The organism is Gemmobacter megaterium (assembly GCF_900156815.1).
Taxonomy (GTDB): Bacteria; Pseudomonadota; Alphaproteobacteria; order Rhodobacterales; family Rhodobacteraceae; genus Wagnerdoeblera; species Wagnerdoeblera megaterium.
Map to the genome: position 1 here is coordinate 776,221 of NZ_FTOT01000001.1, position 19,420 is coordinate 795,640.

At 64.9% G+C, this 19,420-nt stretch carries 16 protein-coding genes; 5 read left to right on the plus strand and 11 right to left on the minus strand.

Going from position 1 to position 19,420, the window contains the following annotated elements; all coding sequences use genetic code 11:
* Positions 1-85 precede the first annotated feature (85 nt).
* A complete protein-coding gene (locus BW970_RS03665; RefSeq protein WP_076529218.1) occupies positions 86-637 on the plus strand; it encodes an LOG family protein in 552 nt (183 codons plus the stop codon).
* Positions 638-668: 31 nt separating this feature from the next.
* Here the strand turns inward: BW970_RS03665 and recG are convergent, their stop codons facing one another.
* The 4 genes from recG to sciP all read right to left on the minus strand — a co-directional run bounded on the left by recG (position 669) and on the right by sciP (position 6,300).
* A complete protein-coding gene (gene recG, locus BW970_RS03670) occupies positions 669-2,756 on the minus strand; it encodes an ATP-dependent DNA helicase RecG (RefSeq protein ID WP_076528760.1) in 2,088 nt (695 codons plus the stop codon).
* Positions 2,753-5,158, minus strand: coding sequence for an NAD-dependent DNA ligase LigA (gene ligA, locus BW970_RS03675; RefSeq protein WP_076528762.1), 2,406 nt, complete (start codon positions 5,156-5,158; stop codon positions 2,753-2,755). The genes recG and ligA overlap by 4 nt, the downstream gene beginning before the upstream one ends.
* 57 nt (positions 5,159-5,215) lie before the next feature.
* Complete coding sequence (ctrA, locus tag BW970_RS03680; RefSeq protein WP_076528764.1) at positions 5,216-5,926, minus strand: response regulator transcription factor CtrA; 711 nt, start codon at positions 5,924-5,926, stop codon at positions 5,216-5,218.
* Between the two features lie 95 nt (positions 5,927-6,021).
* On the minus strand, positions 6,022-6,300 hold the full coding sequence (gene sciP, locus BW970_RS03685; protein ID WP_076528766.1) for a CtrA inhibitor SciP: 279 nt from the start codon (positions 6,298-6,300) through the stop codon (positions 6,022-6,024).
* Positions 6,301-6,420: 120 nt separating this feature from the next.
* Between sciP and mnmA the strand changes: the two genes are divergently transcribed.
* Both mnmA and BW970_RS03695 read left to right on the plus strand, forming a co-directional pair.
* The gene (mnmA, locus tag BW970_RS03690) at positions 6,421-7,560 is read left to right on the plus strand and encodes a tRNA 2-thiouridine(34) synthase MnmA (RefSeq protein ID WP_076528768.1); all 1,140 of its coding nucleotides are present in this window, start codon (positions 6,421-6,423) and stop codon (positions 7,558-7,560) included.
* Between the two features lie 40 nt (positions 7,561-7,600).
* Positions 7,601-8,785, plus strand: a complete 1,185-nt coding sequence (locus BW970_RS03695; RefSeq protein ID WP_076528770.1) for a cytochrome P450 — start codon at positions 7,601-7,603, stop codon at positions 8,783-8,785.
* Between the two features lie 5 nt (positions 8,786-8,790).
* Here the strand turns inward: BW970_RS03695 and BW970_RS03700 are convergent, their stop codons facing one another.
* From BW970_RS03700 to BW970_RS03735, 7 genes are all read right to left on the minus strand, one after another.
* Complete coding sequence (locus BW970_RS03700) at positions 8,791-9,858, minus strand: ornithine cyclodeaminase (protein WP_076528772.1); 1,068 nt, start codon at positions 9,856-9,858, stop codon at positions 8,791-8,793.
* Between the two features lie 344 nt (positions 9,859-10,202).
* Positions 10,203-10,595: a F0F1 ATP synthase subunit epsilon gene (locus tag BW970_RS03705; RefSeq protein ID WP_076528774.1), complete on the minus strand. Its 393-nt coding sequence runs from the start codon at positions 10,593-10,595 to the stop codon at positions 10,203-10,205.
* 9 nt (positions 10,596-10,604) lie between these two features.
* Positions 10,605-12,032 (minus strand): F0F1 ATP synthase subunit beta, encoded by a 1,428-nt coding sequence (gene atpD / locus BW970_RS03710; RefSeq protein WP_076528777.1) that lies wholly within the window; start codon positions 12,030-12,032, stop codon positions 10,605-10,607.
* Positions 12,033-12,053: 21 nt separating this feature from the next.
* Positions 12,054-12,923: a F0F1 ATP synthase subunit gamma gene (locus BW970_RS03715; RefSeq protein ID WP_076528779.1), complete on the minus strand. Its 870-nt coding sequence runs from the start codon at positions 12,921-12,923 to the stop codon at positions 12,054-12,056.
* Between the two features lie 21 nt (positions 12,924-12,944).
* Complete coding sequence (gene atpA, locus BW970_RS03720) at positions 12,945-14,483, minus strand: F0F1 ATP synthase subunit alpha (RefSeq protein WP_076528781.1); 1,539 nt, start codon at positions 14,481-14,483, stop codon at positions 12,945-12,947.
* Positions 14,483-15,043, minus strand: coding sequence for a F0F1 ATP synthase subunit delta (locus tag BW970_RS03725; protein WP_076528784.1), 561 nt, complete (start codon positions 15,041-15,043; stop codon positions 14,483-14,485). Before BW970_RS03725 ends, atpA begins: the two co-directional genes overlap by 1 nt.
* 312 nt (positions 15,044-15,355) lie before the next feature.
* The gene (locus tag BW970_RS03735; protein WP_076528788.1) at positions 15,356-16,117 is read right to left on the minus strand and encodes a class I SAM-dependent methyltransferase; all 762 of its coding nucleotides are present in this window, start codon (positions 16,115-16,117) and stop codon (positions 15,356-15,358) included.
* 61 nt (positions 16,118-16,178) lie between these two features.
* Here BW970_RS03735 and gloB point away from each other — a divergent pair, with 61 nt between their 5' ends.
* Positions 16,179-16,940 (plus strand): hydroxyacylglutathione hydrolase, encoded by a 762-nt coding sequence (gene gloB / locus BW970_RS03740; protein ID WP_076528790.1) that lies wholly within the window; start codon positions 16,179-16,181, stop codon positions 16,938-16,940.
* Positions 16,941-17,097: 157 nt separating this feature from the next.
* Positions 17,098-19,416: an ATP-dependent Clp protease ATP-binding subunit ClpA gene (clpA, locus tag BW970_RS03745; RefSeq protein ID WP_076528792.1), complete on the plus strand. Its 2,319-nt coding sequence runs from the start codon at positions 17,098-17,100 to the stop codon at positions 19,414-19,416.
* The last annotated feature ends 4 nt before the right edge of the window (positions 19,417-19,420 follow it).

The following is a 19,420-nucleotide window of genomic DNA, read 5'->3' on the forward strand; positions in this document are numbered from 1 at the left end:
CTTTCCCCCGAGGCGTGCTTGAAGCGACCATAGGAACCCTTGTAACAGAGGTCAAAGCCTCTGTGCAGGAGCAGCAATCGTGACTCTGTCCCCCCGTTCCGTCTGTGTCTTTTGTGGTTCGCGCCCCGGCCTGCGCGACATCTATGCGGAGTGCGCCCGCGCCACAGGCCGCATCATCGCCGAAGGCGGCTGGCGTCTGGTTTATGGCGCAGGTGATGTCGGGCTGATGGGCATCGTGGCCGAGGCCGCGCAATCCGCCGGGGCGCAAGCCATGGGCGTCATCCCGCAGCACCTGATGGCGCGCGAAAAGGGCCGCAAGCGCCTGACCACGATGGTGGTTACCGAAGACATGCACGAACGCAAGAAGGTCATGTTCATGAACTCGGACGCCATCGTGGTCTTGCCGGGCGGCGCGGGATCCCTGGACGAATTCTTCGAAGTGCTGACATGGCGGCAGATCGGTCTGCATGAAAAGCCGATCTTTCTGCTGAATGTGAATGGCTACTGGGATCCGCTGCTGAAACTGCTGGATCACGTGATTGCCGAAGGATTCGCGGAATCCGCCCTGGCCAATTACGCCGCCGTCGTGCCCGATACCGACACGCTGTCCCAACGGCTTAAGGCTGCGCTGAGCTAGGCTGACCGCGCGGGCCGATCAAGGCGGGCCCTCAGCCCACCCCGATCAGGCGGATCGCCTTGTCCTGATCCAGCAACCACAGCAGGAATCGCGCGGCCTGCCCGCGCGGGCTGCCCAGCCCCGGATCTGTGGCCAACAGCGCGCGCGCATCGGATTGTGCCGTTTCCATCAGCCCCGCCTGACGTTCGGGATCGGCGGTGCGAAAGCGCGGCAGACCCGATTGCGCGGTCCCGATCAGATCCCCCGCCCCGCGGATCGCCAGATCCTCCTCGGCGATGCGAAAGCCATCCTCGGTATCGCGCAGGATTTGCAGGCGCCGCCGTGCGGTTTCCCCCAAAGGCCCCTGATACAGCATCAGACAGGTCGAGTCCGCCGCGCCCCGGCCCACACGCCCGCGCAACTGGTGCAACTGTGCCAGCCCGAAACTCTCGGCCCGCTCGATCACCATGATCGAGGCATTGGGCACGTTCACCCCCACCTCGATGACCGTTGTCGCCACCAGAACCCGCGCCTCGCCTGCAACGAACCGCGCCATGGCCGCATCCTTGTCGGCCGCGGGCATCTGGCCATGAACCATCGCGACCACCCCCTCGCCCAAGGCGGCGCGCAGATGGACAAAGCGATCTTCGGCCGCCGTCAGATCGACCGATTCCGATTCCTCGACCAGCGGGCAGACCCAATAGGCCTGACGCCCCTCGGCCACCGCACGGCGCAGATGCGCGACAACCTCGTCCATCCGGGCGCCGGGAATCAGCACCGTCTTGACCGGCGTGCGCCCCGGCGGCTTTTCATCGAGAACCGAAATGTCCATGTCGCCGAACTGCGCCAGCGCCAGGCTGCGCGGGATCGGCGTGGCCGTCATCACCAGCACATCGACCGCCTGCCCCTTGGCGCCCAGTTCCATCCGCTGGGCCACGCCAAAGCGGTGCTGCTCGTCGATCACCGCAAGGCGCAGGTCGGCAAAGACCACATCCTTCTGAAACACGGCATGGGTTCCGACCAGAATCCCGATCTCGCCCCGAGCCAGCGCGGCCAGCTTGGCGGCCCGTTCGGCGCCCTTGTCGCGCCCGGTCAACAGGTCCAGCCGTACACCCGCCAGTTCCGCCAGCGGGCGCAGACCCTCCCAGTGCTGGCGGGCCAGAATCTCGGTCGGGGCCATCATCACCCCCTGCCCCCCTGCCTCGACCGCGATCACCAGCGCAAGAAAGGCGACAAGGGTTTTCCCCGCCCCGACATCGCCCTGCAACAGCCGGTTCATACGGTGCGGCGCCGCCATGTCGCCAGCGATTTCCGAAACGGCGCGGGTCTGGGCATGTGTCGGACGATACGGCAGCCCGGCCAGCACCTTCGACTGCAACCGCTGATGCCCGGCCGTCACCCGCCCCGGCTTGCGCCGCTGCTGCGCGCGGGCAAGCGCAAGGGTAAGCTGATGCGCGAACAACTCGTCATAGGCCAGACGCTGCCGGGCGGGCGCGGTCGGCGCCAGATCGGCGGCGCCTTGCGGGGCGTGAACTGCGGCGATGGCCTCGGCCCAGGCAGGCCAGCCTTCGCGCGCCAGAAGATGCGGGTCGATCCATTCGGGCGGCTGCGGCAGGCGCGTCACGGCGCCCTGCACCGCCTTGTGGATCAGGCGTTGGGTCAAACCTGCGGCAGCGGGATAGACCGGCTCGAACCCAGGCAGATCCGCAGCATCCTCGGGCCGCAGGATCAGGTCGGGATGGACCATCTGGGCAATGCCGTCAAACAGCTCGACCTTGCCAGAGACGACCCGGCGCTGCCCCGAGGGCAGTTGTTTTTGCACCCAGTCCCCGCGCGGATGAAAAAAGACCAGCGGAAATTCCGTCAGCGCATCGCGCACCATGACCCGCGTCGGCCCCCCCTTGCGGCGCGCGGGAAAATGGGCGCCGATCTCGACCTCGACCGTCAGGATCGCGGGCGGCGTCACATCGCGGATCGAGTCACGGCGGCGCCGGTCCACCACCGAATGCGGCAGCAGGAACAACAGGTCGCGCGGGCGCACCACATCCAGCGCCGCAAAGGCGCGGGCCGATTTCTCGCCCACGCCTGGCAGCGTTTCCAGCTCGGCGAACAGCGGGAACAGGGCCTCGGGCCGGCTCATCCGCCGATCAACTCCAGCCATTCCGCCTCGGTCAGGACGGTGACGCCCAGTTCGGCGGCCTTGGTCGCCTTGGACCCTGCCCCCGGCCCAGCCACCAGATAGGTCGTCTTGGCCGAGACGGAGCCCGCCACCTTGGCCCCCAGCGATTCCGCCCGTGCCTTGGCCTCGGACCGCGTCATACGCTCCAGCGTGCCGGTGAACACGACAGTGCTGCCCGCGACCGGGCTGGCGGTGGCGCGAGCCTCGGGCGGCTCGATCTCGGTCAGTTGCGCGATCAGCCGGTCCACGGCGGCCCGTTCGGGGCCATCGCGTTCCAATGTGGTGACAAGCGATGCGGCCAGCACGGCGCCCAGGCCCTCGATGGCCAGCAGATCGTCCCAGGCCGCGCGCGCCTCGGGGGGAACGGGCGGATCGGCCCAGACCTTTTCGCGGGTACGGGTGATTTCGGCCCGGCGGCCAGCGGCGGCCGCCGCCGCGCGCTCGGCCGCCTCGGCCTCATCGGCCAGCAGATGGCGGCGGGCGGCGGGCAAGGCCATATCCACCGCATCGGCCAGCGCAGACCAACTGCCGAAATGCCGCGCCAGATCCTTGGCCGCCACTTCGCCGACATGGCGGATGCCAAGCGCAAAGATCAGCCGCGACAAAGCGATGCTCCGCCGCTCCTCGATCGCGGCAAACAGGTTCTGGGTGCTTTTCTCGCCAAAACCCTTGACCCGCGACAGCGGCTTGCCCGCCAGATGCCGCAACCCCGCGATCAGCGCCTCGGTGTTGTGATCCTCGACCGGAACGCCCGAAGCGCGCAAGATCTCGACCAGTTGATCGTGCAAGGGCCCCCAGGGCTCCGGCACATCATCGTGGTTCGACAGGCGGCGGCGGGGATCCACCACCATCGCAGCATCGCCGCCATCCCGTTCCGCCAGGGTAAAGATGTCGGCTGGCAGGTCGATCTTGCCCAGGTAGTAAAAGAACTCCACCTGCCGCGCGCCCAGACCTTCGATGTCAAAGGCGGCGCGGCTGACAAAATGGCGCAGCCGTTCCACCGCCTGCGCCGGGCACACAAGCCCCCCGGTGCAGCGCCGCGCCGAATCGCCCGCCTCGCGGATCGCCGGGCTGCCGCATTCCGGGCAGGTGTCGGGAAAGACATAGGGGGTGGCCTCGGGCGGGCGGCGCGACAGATCGACATCGGCCACCTTGGGAATCACATCACCCGCACGGTAGATCTGCACCCAGTCGCCGATCCGGATGTCCTTGCCGCCCCGGATCGTCGCGCCCCGGCTGTCGCGTCCGGCGATATAATCCTCGTTGTGCAGGGTGGCATTCGACACCACGACGCCGCCCACCGTGACCGGCGACAACCGGGCAACCGGCGACATGGCACCCGTGCGGCCGACCTGAATGTCGATCCCTTCCAGCCGCGTCCAGGCGAGTTCGGCGGGAAATTTATGCGCGATGGCCCAGCGGGGGGTATTGGCGCGAAAGCCCAGCCGCTGTTGCAAGGCCAGATCGTTCACCTTGTAGACCACGCCGTCGATGTCATAGCCCAGCGTTGCGCGCTGCGCCTCGATCCGGGCGTAATGGGCCAGAAGCTCGGCAGGGGTTGTGCAAAGCGCGGTCAGCGGATTGGTCTGAAACCCCAGCGCCGCAAGCCGCTTTATCGCGCCGAACTGCGTCGGGGCCAACGGCGCGCTGAGCGCGCCCCAGGCATAGGCGAAGAACCGCAGCGGCCGGGCGGCGGTGATGGTTGCATCCAACTGGCGCAAGCTGCCCGCAGCGGCGTTGCGCGGATTGGCGAAAATCTTGCCGCCACGCTGCGATTGCGCCGCGTTGAGCGCGGCGAAATCCGCGTGCGACATATAGACCTCGCCCCGCACCTCCAGTTCCTCGGGGGCATCGGCAAGCTGTTGCGGTATGTCCGCAATTGTGCGGGCATTCGCTGTCACATTCTCGCCGATCTCGCCATCTCCGCGGGTGGCCGCCTGTACCAGAACGCCCTTTTCATACCGCAAGGACAGGCTGAGGCCGTCGATCTTGGGTTCGGCGGTGAAGGCGATGCCGTCCTCAATCCCCAGAAATCGACGCACGCGGTCGGCGAAATCGGCGACATCTGCATCCTCGAACGCATTTTCGAGGCTGAGCATGGGCACCTGGTGGCGCAGTTTGCCGAACCCTTCGGCCAGCGGCCCCCCCACAGCCTGGGTCGGGCTGGTCGAATCGGCCAGGTCGGGAAAGGCGGCCTCCAGCTCCTGAAGGCGCCGTTTCAACCCGTCGTAGGCGGCATCGCTGATCGTCGGGGCATCGTCACGGTGATACTCCGTGTTCGCCTGCGCGATCTTGGTGGCCAGTTCCCCCCATTCGGCCGCAGCTTCGGCCCTGGTCATCTGTTCGGCAGGTCGTTCGCCCATGACACCCTCTGCGGCTGTTGTCCCCTTGGTTTAGGGGGCCGCGTCGACAAAGGGAAGTCAGGCAGAGGCGGCAAGCCGATCGCCTGCGCCCGGCACCGGATCGCGTAGGACATAGCCACGCCCCCAGACCGTTTCGATATGGTTGTCGCCGCCGGTGGCGATGGCCAGTTTCTTGCGCAACTTGCAGATGAAGACATCTATGATCTTCAATTCGGGTTCATCCATGCCGCCATAGAGATGATTCAGGAACATTTCCTTGGTCAGCGTGGTGCCCTTGCGCAAGGACAGCAGCTCCAGCATCTGATATTCCTTGCCGGTCAGATGCACGGTCTTGCCTTCGACATCCACCGTCTTGGCATCAAGATTGACATTCACCCGCCCGGTCCGGATGACCGACTGGGAATGCCCTTTGGAGCGGCGGATGATTGCGTGAATACGGGCGACCAGTTCCTCGCGGTGGAACGGTTTTGTCAGATAGTCGTCCGCGCCGAAACCGAACCCCTTGATCTTGCTGTCCGTATCATCCGCGCCTGACAGGATCAGGATCGGGGTATCAACCCGCGCGATACGCAACTGACGCAGCACCTCGTGCCCGTTCATATCCGGCAGGTTCAGATCCAGAAGGATCAGATCGTAGTCATACAGCTTTGCTAGATCGATCCCCTCTTCGCCCAGATCGGTGCAATAGACATTGAGGTTGGCGTGGGTCAGCATCAATTCGATGCTGCGCGAGGTGGTTGGGTCGTCTTCGACCAGCAGGATTCGCATCTGTTGTCTCCGCTCTGGCAGCCCTTGCTACTGACAACTTTCACGTGCAATGGTTAATCGCTGGTTACCTTGGCAGAACAATCCGGGAATACAACTTAAAGTTGTCTGTATTTCTGAATTGCCGTCACCTTGAGTGCGTTTTCGCCATGGGCTTCGACGGCGGCGCACCACAGATCGAACTCTTCGTCCGACAGGGCGTAACGCTCCAGCGCCTCTGCCCGCAGGATCAGGCCGTGGCTGACCGCCTTGACCACCACCGCCTTGCGGCTGGCAACCCAGCGACGGGTGTCCGGCGGCGGCAGATCGGCACGCGACAGGATGCTGCCATCCGGCAAGGTAATCTGGCGCGGCCCTTCGACACGTTTGAGATACATCGGCATTTCCTCGTCCATCGGGGGCGATGGTGCGCCGACAGGCTTAATTGACGGTGAAGCAGGGGGTTGGAGAATGCGCAGCATTTTCCTATATCCTTTCACATTCCCAGGAGACGACCCATGCCGCGTGATATGCCCCTGAATTCGCTCGGCCTTCCAAAGGCCCCTGCCGACACCCGCGTTGTGGTGGCGATGTCGGGCGGCGTGGATTCGTCGGTCGTCGCCGCGATGCTGGCGGAACAAGGCTACGACGTTGTGGGCGTCACCCTGCAACTCTATGATCACGGCGCCGCACTGGCGAAAAAGGGCGCCTGCTGCGCAGGCCGCGACATCCACGACGCCCGCCGCGTGGCCGAGACGATGGGCTTTCCGCATTATGTGCTGGATTACGAAAACACCTTCCGCGAAGCGGTGATCGAGGAATTCGCCGATGCCTATCTGGCCGGTGCCACCCCCGTCCCCTGCATTCGCTGCAACGAACGGGTCAAGTTCAAGGATTTGCTGAACACCGCGCGCGAACTCGACGCCGATTGCATGGCAACGGGCCACTATATCCAGCGCAAGATGGGCCTGCACGGACCCGAACTGCATTCGGCAGCCGACTCCAACCGCGACCAGAGCTATTTCCTGTTCTCGACCACGCCCGAGCAACTGAGCTATCTGCGCTTTCCGCTGGGGCATCTGCAATCCAAGGCAGAGACACGGGCGCTCGCGGCAAAATATGGCCTGCCCGTCGCCGACAAGCCCGACAGCCAGGACATCTGCTTCGTGCCGAACGGAAATTACGCCAGCGTCATCGAAAAGCTGCGCCCCGGAGCCGCCGACCCTGGCGAGATCGTGGACATGCAGGGCCGCGTGCTGGGCGACCACCGCGGGGTGATTCACTACACCATCGGCCAGCGCAAGGGTCTGGGCATCGGCGGCCTGGCCGATCCGCTTTACGTGGTGCGGCTGGACCCGGACACGCGCCGCGTGATCGTCGGCCCCAAGGACGCGCTGTCGACCCGCACCATCCCGGTGCGCGAAGTGAACTGGCTGGGCGATGCCCCGCTGTCCTCGCGCCCGGAATGGGAGGTGATGGTCAAGGTCCGCTCTACCCGTCCGCCCCGGCCCGCCGTCATCCGCCCGCTGTCGGACACCGAGGCCGAGGTCGAGCTGTTCACCCCCGAAGACGGGGTCAGTGCCGGGCAGGCCTGCGTGTTCTACGCGCTCGAAGGCTCGCGCGTGCTGGGCGGCGGTTGGATCTGGCGGGGGCGGTGACGCGCGCCTATCCTGTGGATCGACCGATCCGCAGGATACCATGCAACACCTGACCCAATCCCCCACCGACCCCGCCTTCGTGCAGGCTCCCTACACGTTTTATGACCGCGCCCGCGCCCATGGGCCGATCTTCTGGTGGGACGACTACGGCATGGCGGCCGCTGTCAGCCACGCGGCCGTGAACAGCATCCTGCGCGACCGCCGCTTTGGCCGGGAAGAGCCGGCAGAACTGCGCCAGCCTGTCCCGGACCATCTGGCCCCGTTCTATGCGGTGGAAAACCATTCCATGCTGGAACTGGAGCCGCCGCGGCACACGCGCTTGCGCGGCCTGGTGCTGCGCGCCTTCACCTCGCGCCGGATCGCGGCACTGGGGCCCGAGATTGCCGCGCTGGCGCAGGATCTGGCCAGCCGCCTGCCCCGCGATACACCCTTCGACCTGCTGACCAGCTTTGCCCAGCCGCTGCCGGTCCGCATCATCGCCCGTCTGCTGGGCGTGCCCGAAACCATGGCGCCCGAACTGCTGCGCTGGTCGAATGCGATGGTCGGCATGTATCAGGCCAGTCGCAGCCTTCAGATGGAACACGAGGCGGCCACCGCAGCGGCGGACTTTGCCGGCTTCCTGCGGGACTATGTGGCCAAGCGCCGGGCCCGTCCGGGCGACGATCTGATCACCCACCTGATCGCCGCCGAATCCGAAGGCGATCGGCTGTCCACCGACGAGTTGATCACCACCTGCATCCTGCTGCTGAATGCCGGGCACGAAGCAACGGTCCACAGCATCGGCAACGGGGTCAAGGCCCTGCTGGAGCACCGCTGCGGCCCCGAAACACTTGGGCCAGAGCGGATCGCCGCAACGGTCGAGGAGATCCTGCGCTGGGATCCGCCACTGCATCTGTTCACCCGCTGGGCCTATGAGGAGGTGCAGGTGATGGGCCACACCTTCCAGCGTGGCGACCGGGTGGCCTGCCTGCTGGGCGCGGCGAACCGCGATCCGCACATGTACGATGCCCCCCAGCGGTTCAAGCCGAACCGGCCTGCACAAGGCAACCTGGCCTTTGGCGGGGGCTTGCATTTCTGCGTCGGCGCCCCGCTTGCCCGGCTGGAATTGCAGATCGCCCTGCCGATCCTGTTCGCGACGCGGCCCGCGCTGAAACTGGTGGGACAGCCGCAATATGCCAATGCCTACCACTTCCACGGGCTGGAACGGCTGATGGTGCGCGGCTAGGCCCCCTAGGCGCCCGCCCGGCGCAACATGCCATACAGATCGCGCGGTTCGTCCGGGTCGGCGATCATGTCCAGCATCTGCGCCAGCCCCGTGCCCCCGATGCGCCTATGCAACCACATCAATGCGCTGAAATCCTCGATGGCAAAACCGACACCGTCGAACAACGTGATCTGGGCGTCATCCGTCCGGCCCACGGCCGCCCCGGTGATCACCTCCCACAACTCGGTGACCGGATGATCAGGCGCCAGTTGCTGGATCTCGCCTTCGATCCGTGTCTGCGGCGGATATTCCACAAAGATCGTGGATCGGTGCAGGATCGCAGCCGCTAGCTCGGTCTTGCCCGGACAATCCCCGCCAATGGCATTCAGATGCACGCCGGCACCGACCATATTGTCGGTCAGAATCGTCGCATGGGCCTTGTCGGCGGTACAGGTGGTGATGATCTGCGCGCCCTCTATGGCAGACTCGGCACTGCGGCAGGGCGTGACACTCAACCCGCTGCCCGCAAGATTGCCCGCACAGCGCGCCGTGGCGGCAGGGTCGATATCCCACAACCGAACCTCGGTGATGCCACATACCGCCTTGAACGCCAGCGCCTGAAACTCCGACTGGGCACCATTGCCGATCATCGCCATGACCCGCGCGCCCTTGGGGGCCAGATGCCGCGCTGCCATGGCCGACGTCGCCGCAGTGCGCAGCGCGGTCAACAGCGTCATTTCCGACAGGAGAACCGGATAGCCCGTCGCCACTTCGGCCAGCACGCCAAAGGCGGTCACCGTCTGCAACCCGCTGATCGGGTTGCCCGGATGGCCGTTCACATATTTGAAACCATAGAAATCACCGTCCGAGGCCGGCATCAGTTCGATCACGCCGACATCGGAATGCGACGCCACACGGGGCGTCTTGTCAAAGGCTGGCCAGCGCCGGAAATCCGCCTCGATCGTCTCGGCCAACTCGGACAGCACCTGCTCAACCCCCACCCTGTTCACCAACCGCATCATCGAATCGACGCTGACAAAGGGGATCATCGCGCGCGGCGAGGGCGCGGGGGATGGGACGGGGACGATGGTCATGGGCGACTCCTGCTTCGGCACTCTGACCAGTATGCCGGGCGATCCGACCGATAATCAGCGACGATATGGAGTATTTTCGGGCAGATCGTCACCAGCGCCCGGTTTTCTATCGGCAGGTTGGCGGCACTGCCGGATGCCTCCGGCGGGGGTATTTCAGGCAAGATGAATGGGCGTCGCGCGCACGTCATCTTTCATCTTGCACCAAATACCCCGGGGGGAGTCCGGCCCCAGCCGGACGGGGGGTTGGCCCCCCTGCACCGCTGCCGGTGGGGATGATCGCAGCCAATCAAAAAAACCCCCGCGCCGGGGTTCCGACACGGGGGCTTTGGGGTCTGCTATCGCGATCAGGCGCCGACAGCCGCCTTCAGCGCAACCATATCGGCTGCGAATTTATCGGCGGCGGCCTTGTCAGTCGCAGTTTCGGCGCGCTGTCTTGCGTCCGAGATCAGCGCGTCCAGCACGGCGGCCGTTGCTTCGGCCACCGGAATGGCCTGTTCTGCCAGCACCGACACCGAACCCGCCGTGATCTCGGCAAAGCCACCCGTCACCGCATAGGCCTGGGTGCCCGCGGCGGATACCGCCTTGAGCACACCGGGGCGCAGCGTGGTGATGAGGGGCGAATGCCCCTGCATCGCCGTCAGGTCGCCTTCGGCGCCGGGGATCTGAACCTCGGTCGCGGCAACGGAAGACAGCTTCCGCTCCGGCGAGACCAGGTCGAATTGCACCGTGTTGGCCATTGTGCCCCCTTACGCCGCAGCGGCGAGACGTTCGGCTTTCGCGATCACCTCGTCGATGTCGCCCACCATGTAAAAGGCGGCTTCGGGGAGATGGTCGTATTCACCGGCAACCACGGCCTTGAACGAGGCGATGGTCTTTTCCAGCGGAACCTGCACACCATCCGAGCCGGTGAACACCTTGGCCACGTCGAAGGGCTGCGACAGGAAACGTTCCAGTTTCCGGGCGCGGGCCACGGCCAGTTTGTCGTCCTCGGACAGTTCGTCCATCCCGAGGATGGCGATGATGTCCTGCAGCGACTTGTAGCGTTGCAACACCTTCTGCACGTCGGTCGCCACCTTGTAATGCTCTTCGCCGATGATCAGCGGGTCGAGCAGGCGCGAGGTCGAGCCGAGCGGGTCCACGGCCGGGTAGATACCCTTTTCCGAGATCGCGCGGTCAAGCACGGTGGTCGCATCGAGGTGAGCGAACGAGGTCGCAGGCGCCGGGTCGGTAAGGTCGTCGGCCGGAACGTAGACGGCCTGCACCGAGGTGATCGAGCCGTTCTTGGTCGAGGTGATGCGTTCCTGCATCGCGCCCATGTCGGTGGCCAGCGTCGGCTGATAGCCCACGGCGGACGGGATGCGGCCCAGCAGAGCCGACACTTCGGACCCGGCCTGGGTAAAGCGGAAGATGTTGTCCACGAAGAACAGCACGTCCGAGCCGGTTTCATCACGGAACTGCTCGGCCAGGGTCAGACCCGACAGCGCGATCCGCATCCGGGCGCCCGGAGGTTCGTTCATCTGGCCGTAGACCAGGGCGATCTTCGACTTGGTCAGGTCTTCGATGTCGATAACGCCCGATTCGATCATCTCGTGATAGAGGTCGTTGCCTTCGCGGGTCCGTTCGCCCACGCCGGCGAACACCGACACGCCCGAGTGCACCTTGGCGATGTTGTTGATCAGTTCCATGATCAGAACCGTCTTGCCCACGCCGGCGCCGCCGAACAGGCCGATCTTGCCGCCCTTGGTATAGGGGGCCAGCAGGTCGATCACCTTGATCCCGGTCACGAGGATCTGGCTTTCGGTTGCCTGGTCGGCAAAGGCGGGTGCGGGCTGGTGGATGGCGCGGGTCGTGGTCGCGTTGACCGGGCCCTTTTCATCCACCGGCTCGCCGATGACGTTCAGGATGCGGCCCAGCGTGGCCGAGCCTACCGGCACCGAGATCGGGGCGCCAAGGTCGGTCACGGCGGCGCCACGCACCAGACCTTCGGTTGCATCCATCGCCACGGCGCGCACAGTGCTTTCGCCGAGGTGCTGCGCCACTTCGAGCACCAGACGCTTGCCGTTGTTGTCGGTTTCCAGCGCGTTCAGAATCGCGGGCAGTGCGCCATCGAACTGCACGTCGACGACGGCGCCGATGACCTGCGTCACCTTGCCGGTAGCCTTCGCTTGAGCCATTGTCTATCTCCGTTCAGGTCGTCAGAGCGCCTCGGCGCCCGAGATGATTTCGATGAGTTCCTTGGTGATCGCGGCCTGACGGCTCCGGTTGTACTGGATCGTCAGTTTGTTGATCATGTCGCCCGCGTTGCGCGTCGCATTGTCCATCGCGGACATGCGCGCGCCCTGTTCCGATGCGGCATTCTCCAGCAGAGCCGTAAAGATCTGCGTGGCAATGCTGCGCGGCAGCAGGTCTGCCAGGATCGATTCCTCGGAGGGCTCATAGTCATAGAGCGCATTGGCCTGCGCGCCTGCCTCGAACTGGGCCGGGATGATCTGCTGCGCGGTCGGAATCTGGCTGATCACCGACTGGAAGCGGTTGTAGAAGATGGTGGCAACGTCGAACTCGCCAGCCTCGAAACGCGCGAGGACATTCTGTGCGATGCTGTTCGCATCGACATATCCCAGACGTTTCACTTCGCTCAGATCGACATGGCCGACGAAATGGTTGCCCAGATCGCGGCGCAGTTGCTCGCGGCCCTTCTTGCCGACGGTGAGAATTTTCACCGTCTTGCCCGCCAGCAGAAGCCGTTGGGCATGGGCGCGGGCCAGACGCACGATGGTCGAGTTGAAACCACCGCACAGACCACGCTCGGCCGTCATCACCACCAGGAGGTGGACTTTGTCCGCACCCGTCCCGGCCAGAAGGCGCGGTGCGCCTTCCGCGTTGCCGACCGAGGCCGCAAGACCGGCCATCACGGCGGTCATGCGTTCGGCATAGGGGCGCGCGGCTTCCGCCGCGTCCTGCGCACGGCGCAGCTTCGCGGCGGCGACCATCTGCATCGCCTTGGTGATCTTCCGCGTGTTCTTGACGCTTCCGATCCGGTTCTTCAGGTCCTTAAGGCTGGGCATATCCCTGTCCTTTCAGGCCGCTTACGCGAAATCTTTGGCGAATTCGGCGATTGCGTCTTTCAGCTTCTGCTCGTCGGCGCCCTTGATCTTGGGGTCGCTGTTCGAGATCCAGTCCAGCACGTCCTTGCGCTTGGTGCGCAGGAAGTTCAGCAGACCGGCTTCGAAACGGCCGACGTCCTTGACGGCAACCTTGTCGAGGAAGCCCGCGGTGCCCGCATAGATCACGCAGACGATTTCCGCGTTGGTCAGCGGCGAATACTGCGGCTGCTTCATCAACTCGGTCAGGCGCGCGCCACGGTTCAGCAGTGCCTGGGTCGAGGCATCGAGGTCCGAGCCGAACTGGGCGAAGGCCGCCATCTCGCGGTACTGGGCCAGCGACAGTTTCACCGGGCCGGCCACCGTCTTCATCGAGTTGGTCTGGGCCGACGACCCGACGCGCGACACCGACAGACCCGTGTTCACGGCGGGGCGGATGCCCTGGTAGAACAGTTCGGTTTCCAGGAAGATCTGGCCGTCGGTGATCGAGATCACGTTGGTCGGAATAAAGGCCGACACGTCGCCGCCCTGGGTTTCGATCACCGGCAGCGCGGTCAGCGAGCCCGAACCGAAATCCTCGTTCAGCTTGGCCGAACGTTCCAGCAGGCGGGAGTGCAGATAGAACACGTCGCCCGGATAGGCTTCGCGGCCCGGCGGGCGGCGCAGCAGCAGCGACATCTGGCGGTAGGACACGGCCTGTTTCGACAGGTCATCATAGATGATCAGCGCGTGACGGCCGTTGTCGCGGAAGTATTCCGCCATGGCGGTGGCCGAATAGGGGGCCAGATACTGCAAAGGTGCCGGGTCCGAGGCGGTCGCGGCCACGACGATGGTATAGGCCATCGCGCCGGTTTCCTCGAGCTTCTTCACCAGCTGTGCCACGGTCGAACGCTTTTGACCGATGGCGACATAGATGCAGTACAGCTTTTTCGATTCGTCGTCGCCAGCCGCCTCGTTGTAGGACTTCTGGTTCAGAATCGTGTCCAGCGCCACAGCGGTCTTGCCGGTCTGACGGTCGCCGATGATCAGTTCGCGCTGGCCGCGGCCGATCGGGATCATGGCGTCGATGGCCTTGATGCCGGTGGCCATCGGCTCGTGCACCGATTTGCGCGGGATGATGCCCGGTGCCTTGACGTCAGCGACGCGGCGCTCGGTGGCTGCGATCGGGCCCTTGCCGTCGATCGGGTTGCCCAGACCGTCCACAACGCGGCCCAGCAGGGCATCGCCCGCAGGCACGTCCACGATGGACTTGGTGCGCTTGACGGTGTCGCCTTCCTTGATGTCGCGGTCGTCGCCGAAGATCACGATACCGACGTTGTCGGTTTCGAGGTTCAGCACCATGCCACGGACGCCGCCGGGGAATTCCACCATTTCACCGGCTTGCACGTTGTCGAGGCCATAGACGCGGGCAATCCCGTCGCCGACCGACAACACGCGGCCGACTTCGGCCACTTCGGCGTCCTTGCCGAAGTTCTTGATCTGCTCCTTGAGGATCGCAGAGATCTCAGCAGCCTGGATTCCCATCACCCAACCTCTTTCATGGCATTCTGGAGAGAAGCGAGCTTGGCGCGGATCGACGTGTCGATCATCTTCGAGCCCACTTTTACGACGAGACCACCGATGAGCGATTCATCGACGGTCGTGTTCAACTTGACGGTCTTGCCGATGCTGGCCTTCAGCGTTTCCGCAAGGGCGGCAGCCTGTTCGGCGGTCAGTTCCACGGCAGAGGCGACCTCGGCGGTCACTTCGCCCTTTTCTGCCGCGATGCGCGCACGCAGGTCCGCCACCAGATGCGGCAGCACGAACAGGCGGCGTTTTGCGGCCATCAGCGCCAGCGTGTTGCTGGTCAGCGTGGACAGCCCCATCTTGGCGGCGACGGCAGCGATCACGCGGCCCTGGTCATCGCGGCTCAGCACCGGCGAGGTGATCGCATCGCGCAGGTCGGCACTGACCGTCAGGGCGGCATCCAGCGCATCCGTGTCTGCCTCCAGCGCCGACAGCGCGGCGCCTTCCTTGCTCAGGTCGAACAATGCCAGCGCATAGCGCGCTGCGATGCCCTGGGAAATCGAAGCTGGTTCGGACACGTCAGCCCTTCCGTTGTCTCTAGCCTTGCAGACGCACGGCGTGACTGCCGAACGCCCGGTCAAGGTCCACCCGTGGCGCAGACCGATGGCCTGCGTCTCAAATTCGGGTTGCGTCTAGCAGAGGACTTTACGTGCCGCAACCGCGAAGGCATCAAGCAGCGGGCATGTTGGTCGCAAACATTTGACATGGTGCGATCCTGCGGGCGAATTGCGCGCCCCCCGGCCATTGTGCCCGACCGGACCGTCACCCGTGAGACAGGCGGCGAATCTGCGCGCGCGTAGCCGCAGGCATGGCAGCCCCCCTGCCCCGACCTAGCCGCCGCGCGCCGTGCCGGGTTCGGCAACCGGACGGGTGGCGCCTTCCAGCACCTTCAGCGGCGCGCGCACCACCGCGCCCAGCCCGCCCTTGCGCGGCGACCAGACCTGGCGGCTGGCCTCGACCATGATCACCCCGCCCGCGCGCCAGGGCATGAGCCGCCACATGTTGCGCTCCCAGAACTCTGCCGTGCGTAACCAGAACCGTCCGCCGTTGGGAGGCAGATACAGCGCGGAAATCGTCCGCTCGGGAAGAAAGCCGTTGCGCTTCAACTGGCTCTCCAGTTGTCCGGACGAATAGGGCCGCCCGAATCCGAACGGCGTGCCATCCCCGCGCGACCACAGCCCCGCCCGGTTCGGCACGATCACCAGCAGGCGCCCCTCGGGCGCCAGCACGCGGGCGCATTCTTCCAGAACGGCCGTCGGATTGTCAGAGGTTTCAAGACCATGCATCAGCACCAGACGGTCAAGGCAGCCATTGGGCAACGGCCAGTGCGTTTCTTCGCACAACACACTGACATTGGGCAGCCCCGCGGGCCAGGGCATGACGCCCTGAGGTCCGGGCATCAGCCCGATGACGCGCCGCGCCTCGGCCAGGTAGGGCCGCAGCAGCGGCACGGCAAAGCCGAAACCCGCCACGCTGTCCCCGGCGCGCGGCGGCCACATCGTGACCAACTGGTCGCGGATCGCCTTCTGCGCCGCACGGCCAAGGCGCGTGCGGTAATAGAAGTTGCGCAGATCGAGCACGTCGAGGTGCATTGCGTTACCGGCCCTCACAGGGGATGCTGGCCCCACCATAGCCTCGACAGGGAAAATTACCATGCCGCTCGAACTCGTCACGATCCCCTGCCTCAAGGACAATTATGCCTTTCTGGCCCGTGACCCGCAAACCGGCGCCATCGCCTGCGTGGACGTGCCCGAGGCCGGGCCCATCCTTTCGGCGCTGGCGGACCGGGGCTGGCGGCTGACCGACATTCTGCTGACCCATCATCATCCCGACCATATCGACGGCGTGGCCGATCTGGTCGCCGCGACCGGCGCCAGGGTGGTCGGGGCGGCAGCGGATTCGCATCGCCTGCCGCCGCTGGATGTCGCGGCAACGCCGGGGGACGAGATCAGGATCGGCGCGCAAACGGGCCGGGTGATTGACGTTTCCGGGCATACGGTCGGCCATGTGGCCTATGCCTTTGCCGACCATGCCTTTACCGGCGACAGCCTCATGGCGCTTGGCTGCGGGCGGTTGTTCGAAGGATCGCCCGCGATGATGTGGGCCAGCCTGCAACGTCTTGCCGCCCTTGATCCCGGCACGATCATCTGTTCGGGCCACGAATATACCGAAAGCAATGCCCGCTTTGCCTTGACGATCGAGCCGGGCAATCCCAGATTGGTCGAGCGCGCCGCAGCCGTGGGCGCCGCCCGCAGTGCCGGGCGCCCGACCGTACCCTCCACCCTGGCCGAGGAACTGGCGACCAACCCGTTCCTGCGCGCCTCCCAGCCCGAAATCAAGGCAGTGCTCGGCCTGTCCGGTGCCAGCGATGCCGATGTTTTCGCCGAGATCCGTGCTCGCAAGGATCGGTTCTGACGCCACGCCCCCGCGCTCCGATCACTTTTGTCGCTTTTGCCCGAATAAAGCGCGCGTTGCCCGAATTAGGCCTTGAACAGTGCCGGAGAAAACCGAAGTTTAATCTTATGAGGCGAGGGTAGGCCACTGGCCCGCCCGCAGGACAAGGAGCACCGAAGTGCCGTCGTTCACAACCACCCTCGAGCAAGCCATCCATGGCGCCTTGGCCCAGGCCAACGCGCGCCGCCATGAACTCGCCACCCTCGAACATCTGCTACTGGCCCTGATCGAAGAACCCGATGCCGCGCGGGTGATGAAGGCCTGTTCGGTCGATCTCGACGCCCTGCGCAAGACACTGGTCGATTTCATCGACGATGACCTGTCGAATCTGATCACCGATGTCGAAGGATCGGAGGCGGTGCCGACCGCCGCCTTTCAGCGCGTGATCCAGCGCGCGGCCATCCACGTGCAATCCTCCGGCCGGTCCGAGGTGACGGGCGCCAATGTGCTGGTCGCCATCTTTGCCGAACGCGAATCGAACGCCGCCTATTTCCTGCAAGAACAGGACATGACGCGCTATGATGCGGTGAACTTCATCGCCCATGGCGTGGCCAAGAACCCCGCCTATGGCGAACCGCGTCCGGTGCAAGGCGCCGAAGAACATCAGGAAACCCCCAAGGCCGAGGCTGGCGAGGCCAAGGAATCGGCGCTGTCGAAATACTGCGTCGATCTGAACGTCAAGGCCCGCAAGGGCGATGTGGACCCGCTGATCGGCCGCGAATCCGAGGTGGAACGCTGCATCCAGGTGCTGTGCCGCCGCCGCAAGAACAACCCCCTGCTGGTCGGCGACCCCGGCGTCGGCAAGACCGCCATCGCCGAAGGGCTGGCGCTCAAGATCACCCGCGGCGAAACCCCGGATATCCTGTCGGGCGCCACGATCTTCAGCCTCGACATGGGCGCGCTGCTGGCCGGAACCCGCTATCGCGGCGATTTCGAGGAACGGCTGAAGGCCGTCGTCAAGGAACTGGAGGATCACCCCGACGCGATCCTGTTCATCGACGAGATTCACACCGTGATCGGCGCCGGCGCCACCTCGGGCGGCGCCATGGATGCCTCCAACCTGCTCAAGCCTGCGTTGCAGGGCGGCAAGCTGCGCTGCATGGGCTCCACGACCTACAAGGAGTTCCGCCAGCACTTCGAAAAGGACCGCGCCCTGTCGCGCCGGTTCCAGAAGATCGACGTGAACGAACCGACGGTCGAGGATTCGGTGAAAATCCTGATGGGGCTCAAGCCACATTTCGAGGATCACCACGGACTGAACTATACCAAGGATGCCATCCGCCTGGCGGTGGAACTGTCCTCGCGCTATATCCATGACCGCAAATTGCCCGACAAGGCCATCGACGTCATCGACGAGGCAGGGGCCGCCCAGCATCTGCTGAGCGAGAGCAAGCGGCGCAAGACCATCGGCCCCAAGGAGATCGAGGCCGTGGTGGCCAAGATCGCCCGCATTCCGCCCAAGACCGTCTCCAAGGGCGATGCCGAAGTGCTGCGGGAGCTGGAAACCACGCTCAAGCGCATGGTCTTTGGTCAGGATCCGGCGATTGATGCGCTGGCCTCTGCGATCAAGCTGGCGCGGGCGGGTCTGCGCGAACCGGAAAAACCCATCGGGAACTATCTGTTCGCCGGGCCGACAGGTGTGGGCAAGACCGAGGTCGCCAAACAGCTTGCCGCCTCGCTTGGTGTGGAACTGCTCCGCTTCGACATGTCGGAATATATGGAGAAGCACGCCGTATCCCGCCTGATCGGCGCGCCTCCTGGATATGTCGGGTTTGATCAGGGCGGCCTGCTGACGGATGGAATCGATCAGCATCCGCATTGTGTGCTGTTGCTGGACGAGATCGAAAAGGCGCATCCGGATGTCTACAACATCCTGCTGCAAGTCATGGACCACGGGAAACTGACCGACCACAACGGGCGGCAAGTGGATTTCCGCAACGTGATCCTGATCATGACCTCGAACGCAGGCGCGTCGGAACTGGCGAAAACCGCCATCGGCTTTGGCCGCACGACCCGGACGGGCGAGGATACGGCGGCGATCGAGCGGACGTTCACGCCCGAGTTCCGCAACCGTCTGGATGCGGTGATCAGCTTTGCCCCGTTGCAGCGCAGCACCATTCACAAGGTTGTCGAGAAGTTCGTCATGCAGCTCGAAGCACAGTTGATCGACCGTGGCGTGCATATCGAACTGACCACCGAAGCGGCCGACTGGCTGGGCGAGAAGGGATATGACGAGAAAATGGGCGCGCGTCCGCTTGGCCGCGTGATCCAGGAACATATCAAGAAGCCCTTGGCCGAAGAACTGCTGTTCGGGCGTCTGACCAAGGGCGGCACGGTGCGCGTGGCAGTCAAGGACGGACAGATCGACCTTCAGATCGAAGAGCCGCAGAAACCTCGGATCACCGGTGCCAAGCCACCTTTGCTGACCGCAGACTGATGCG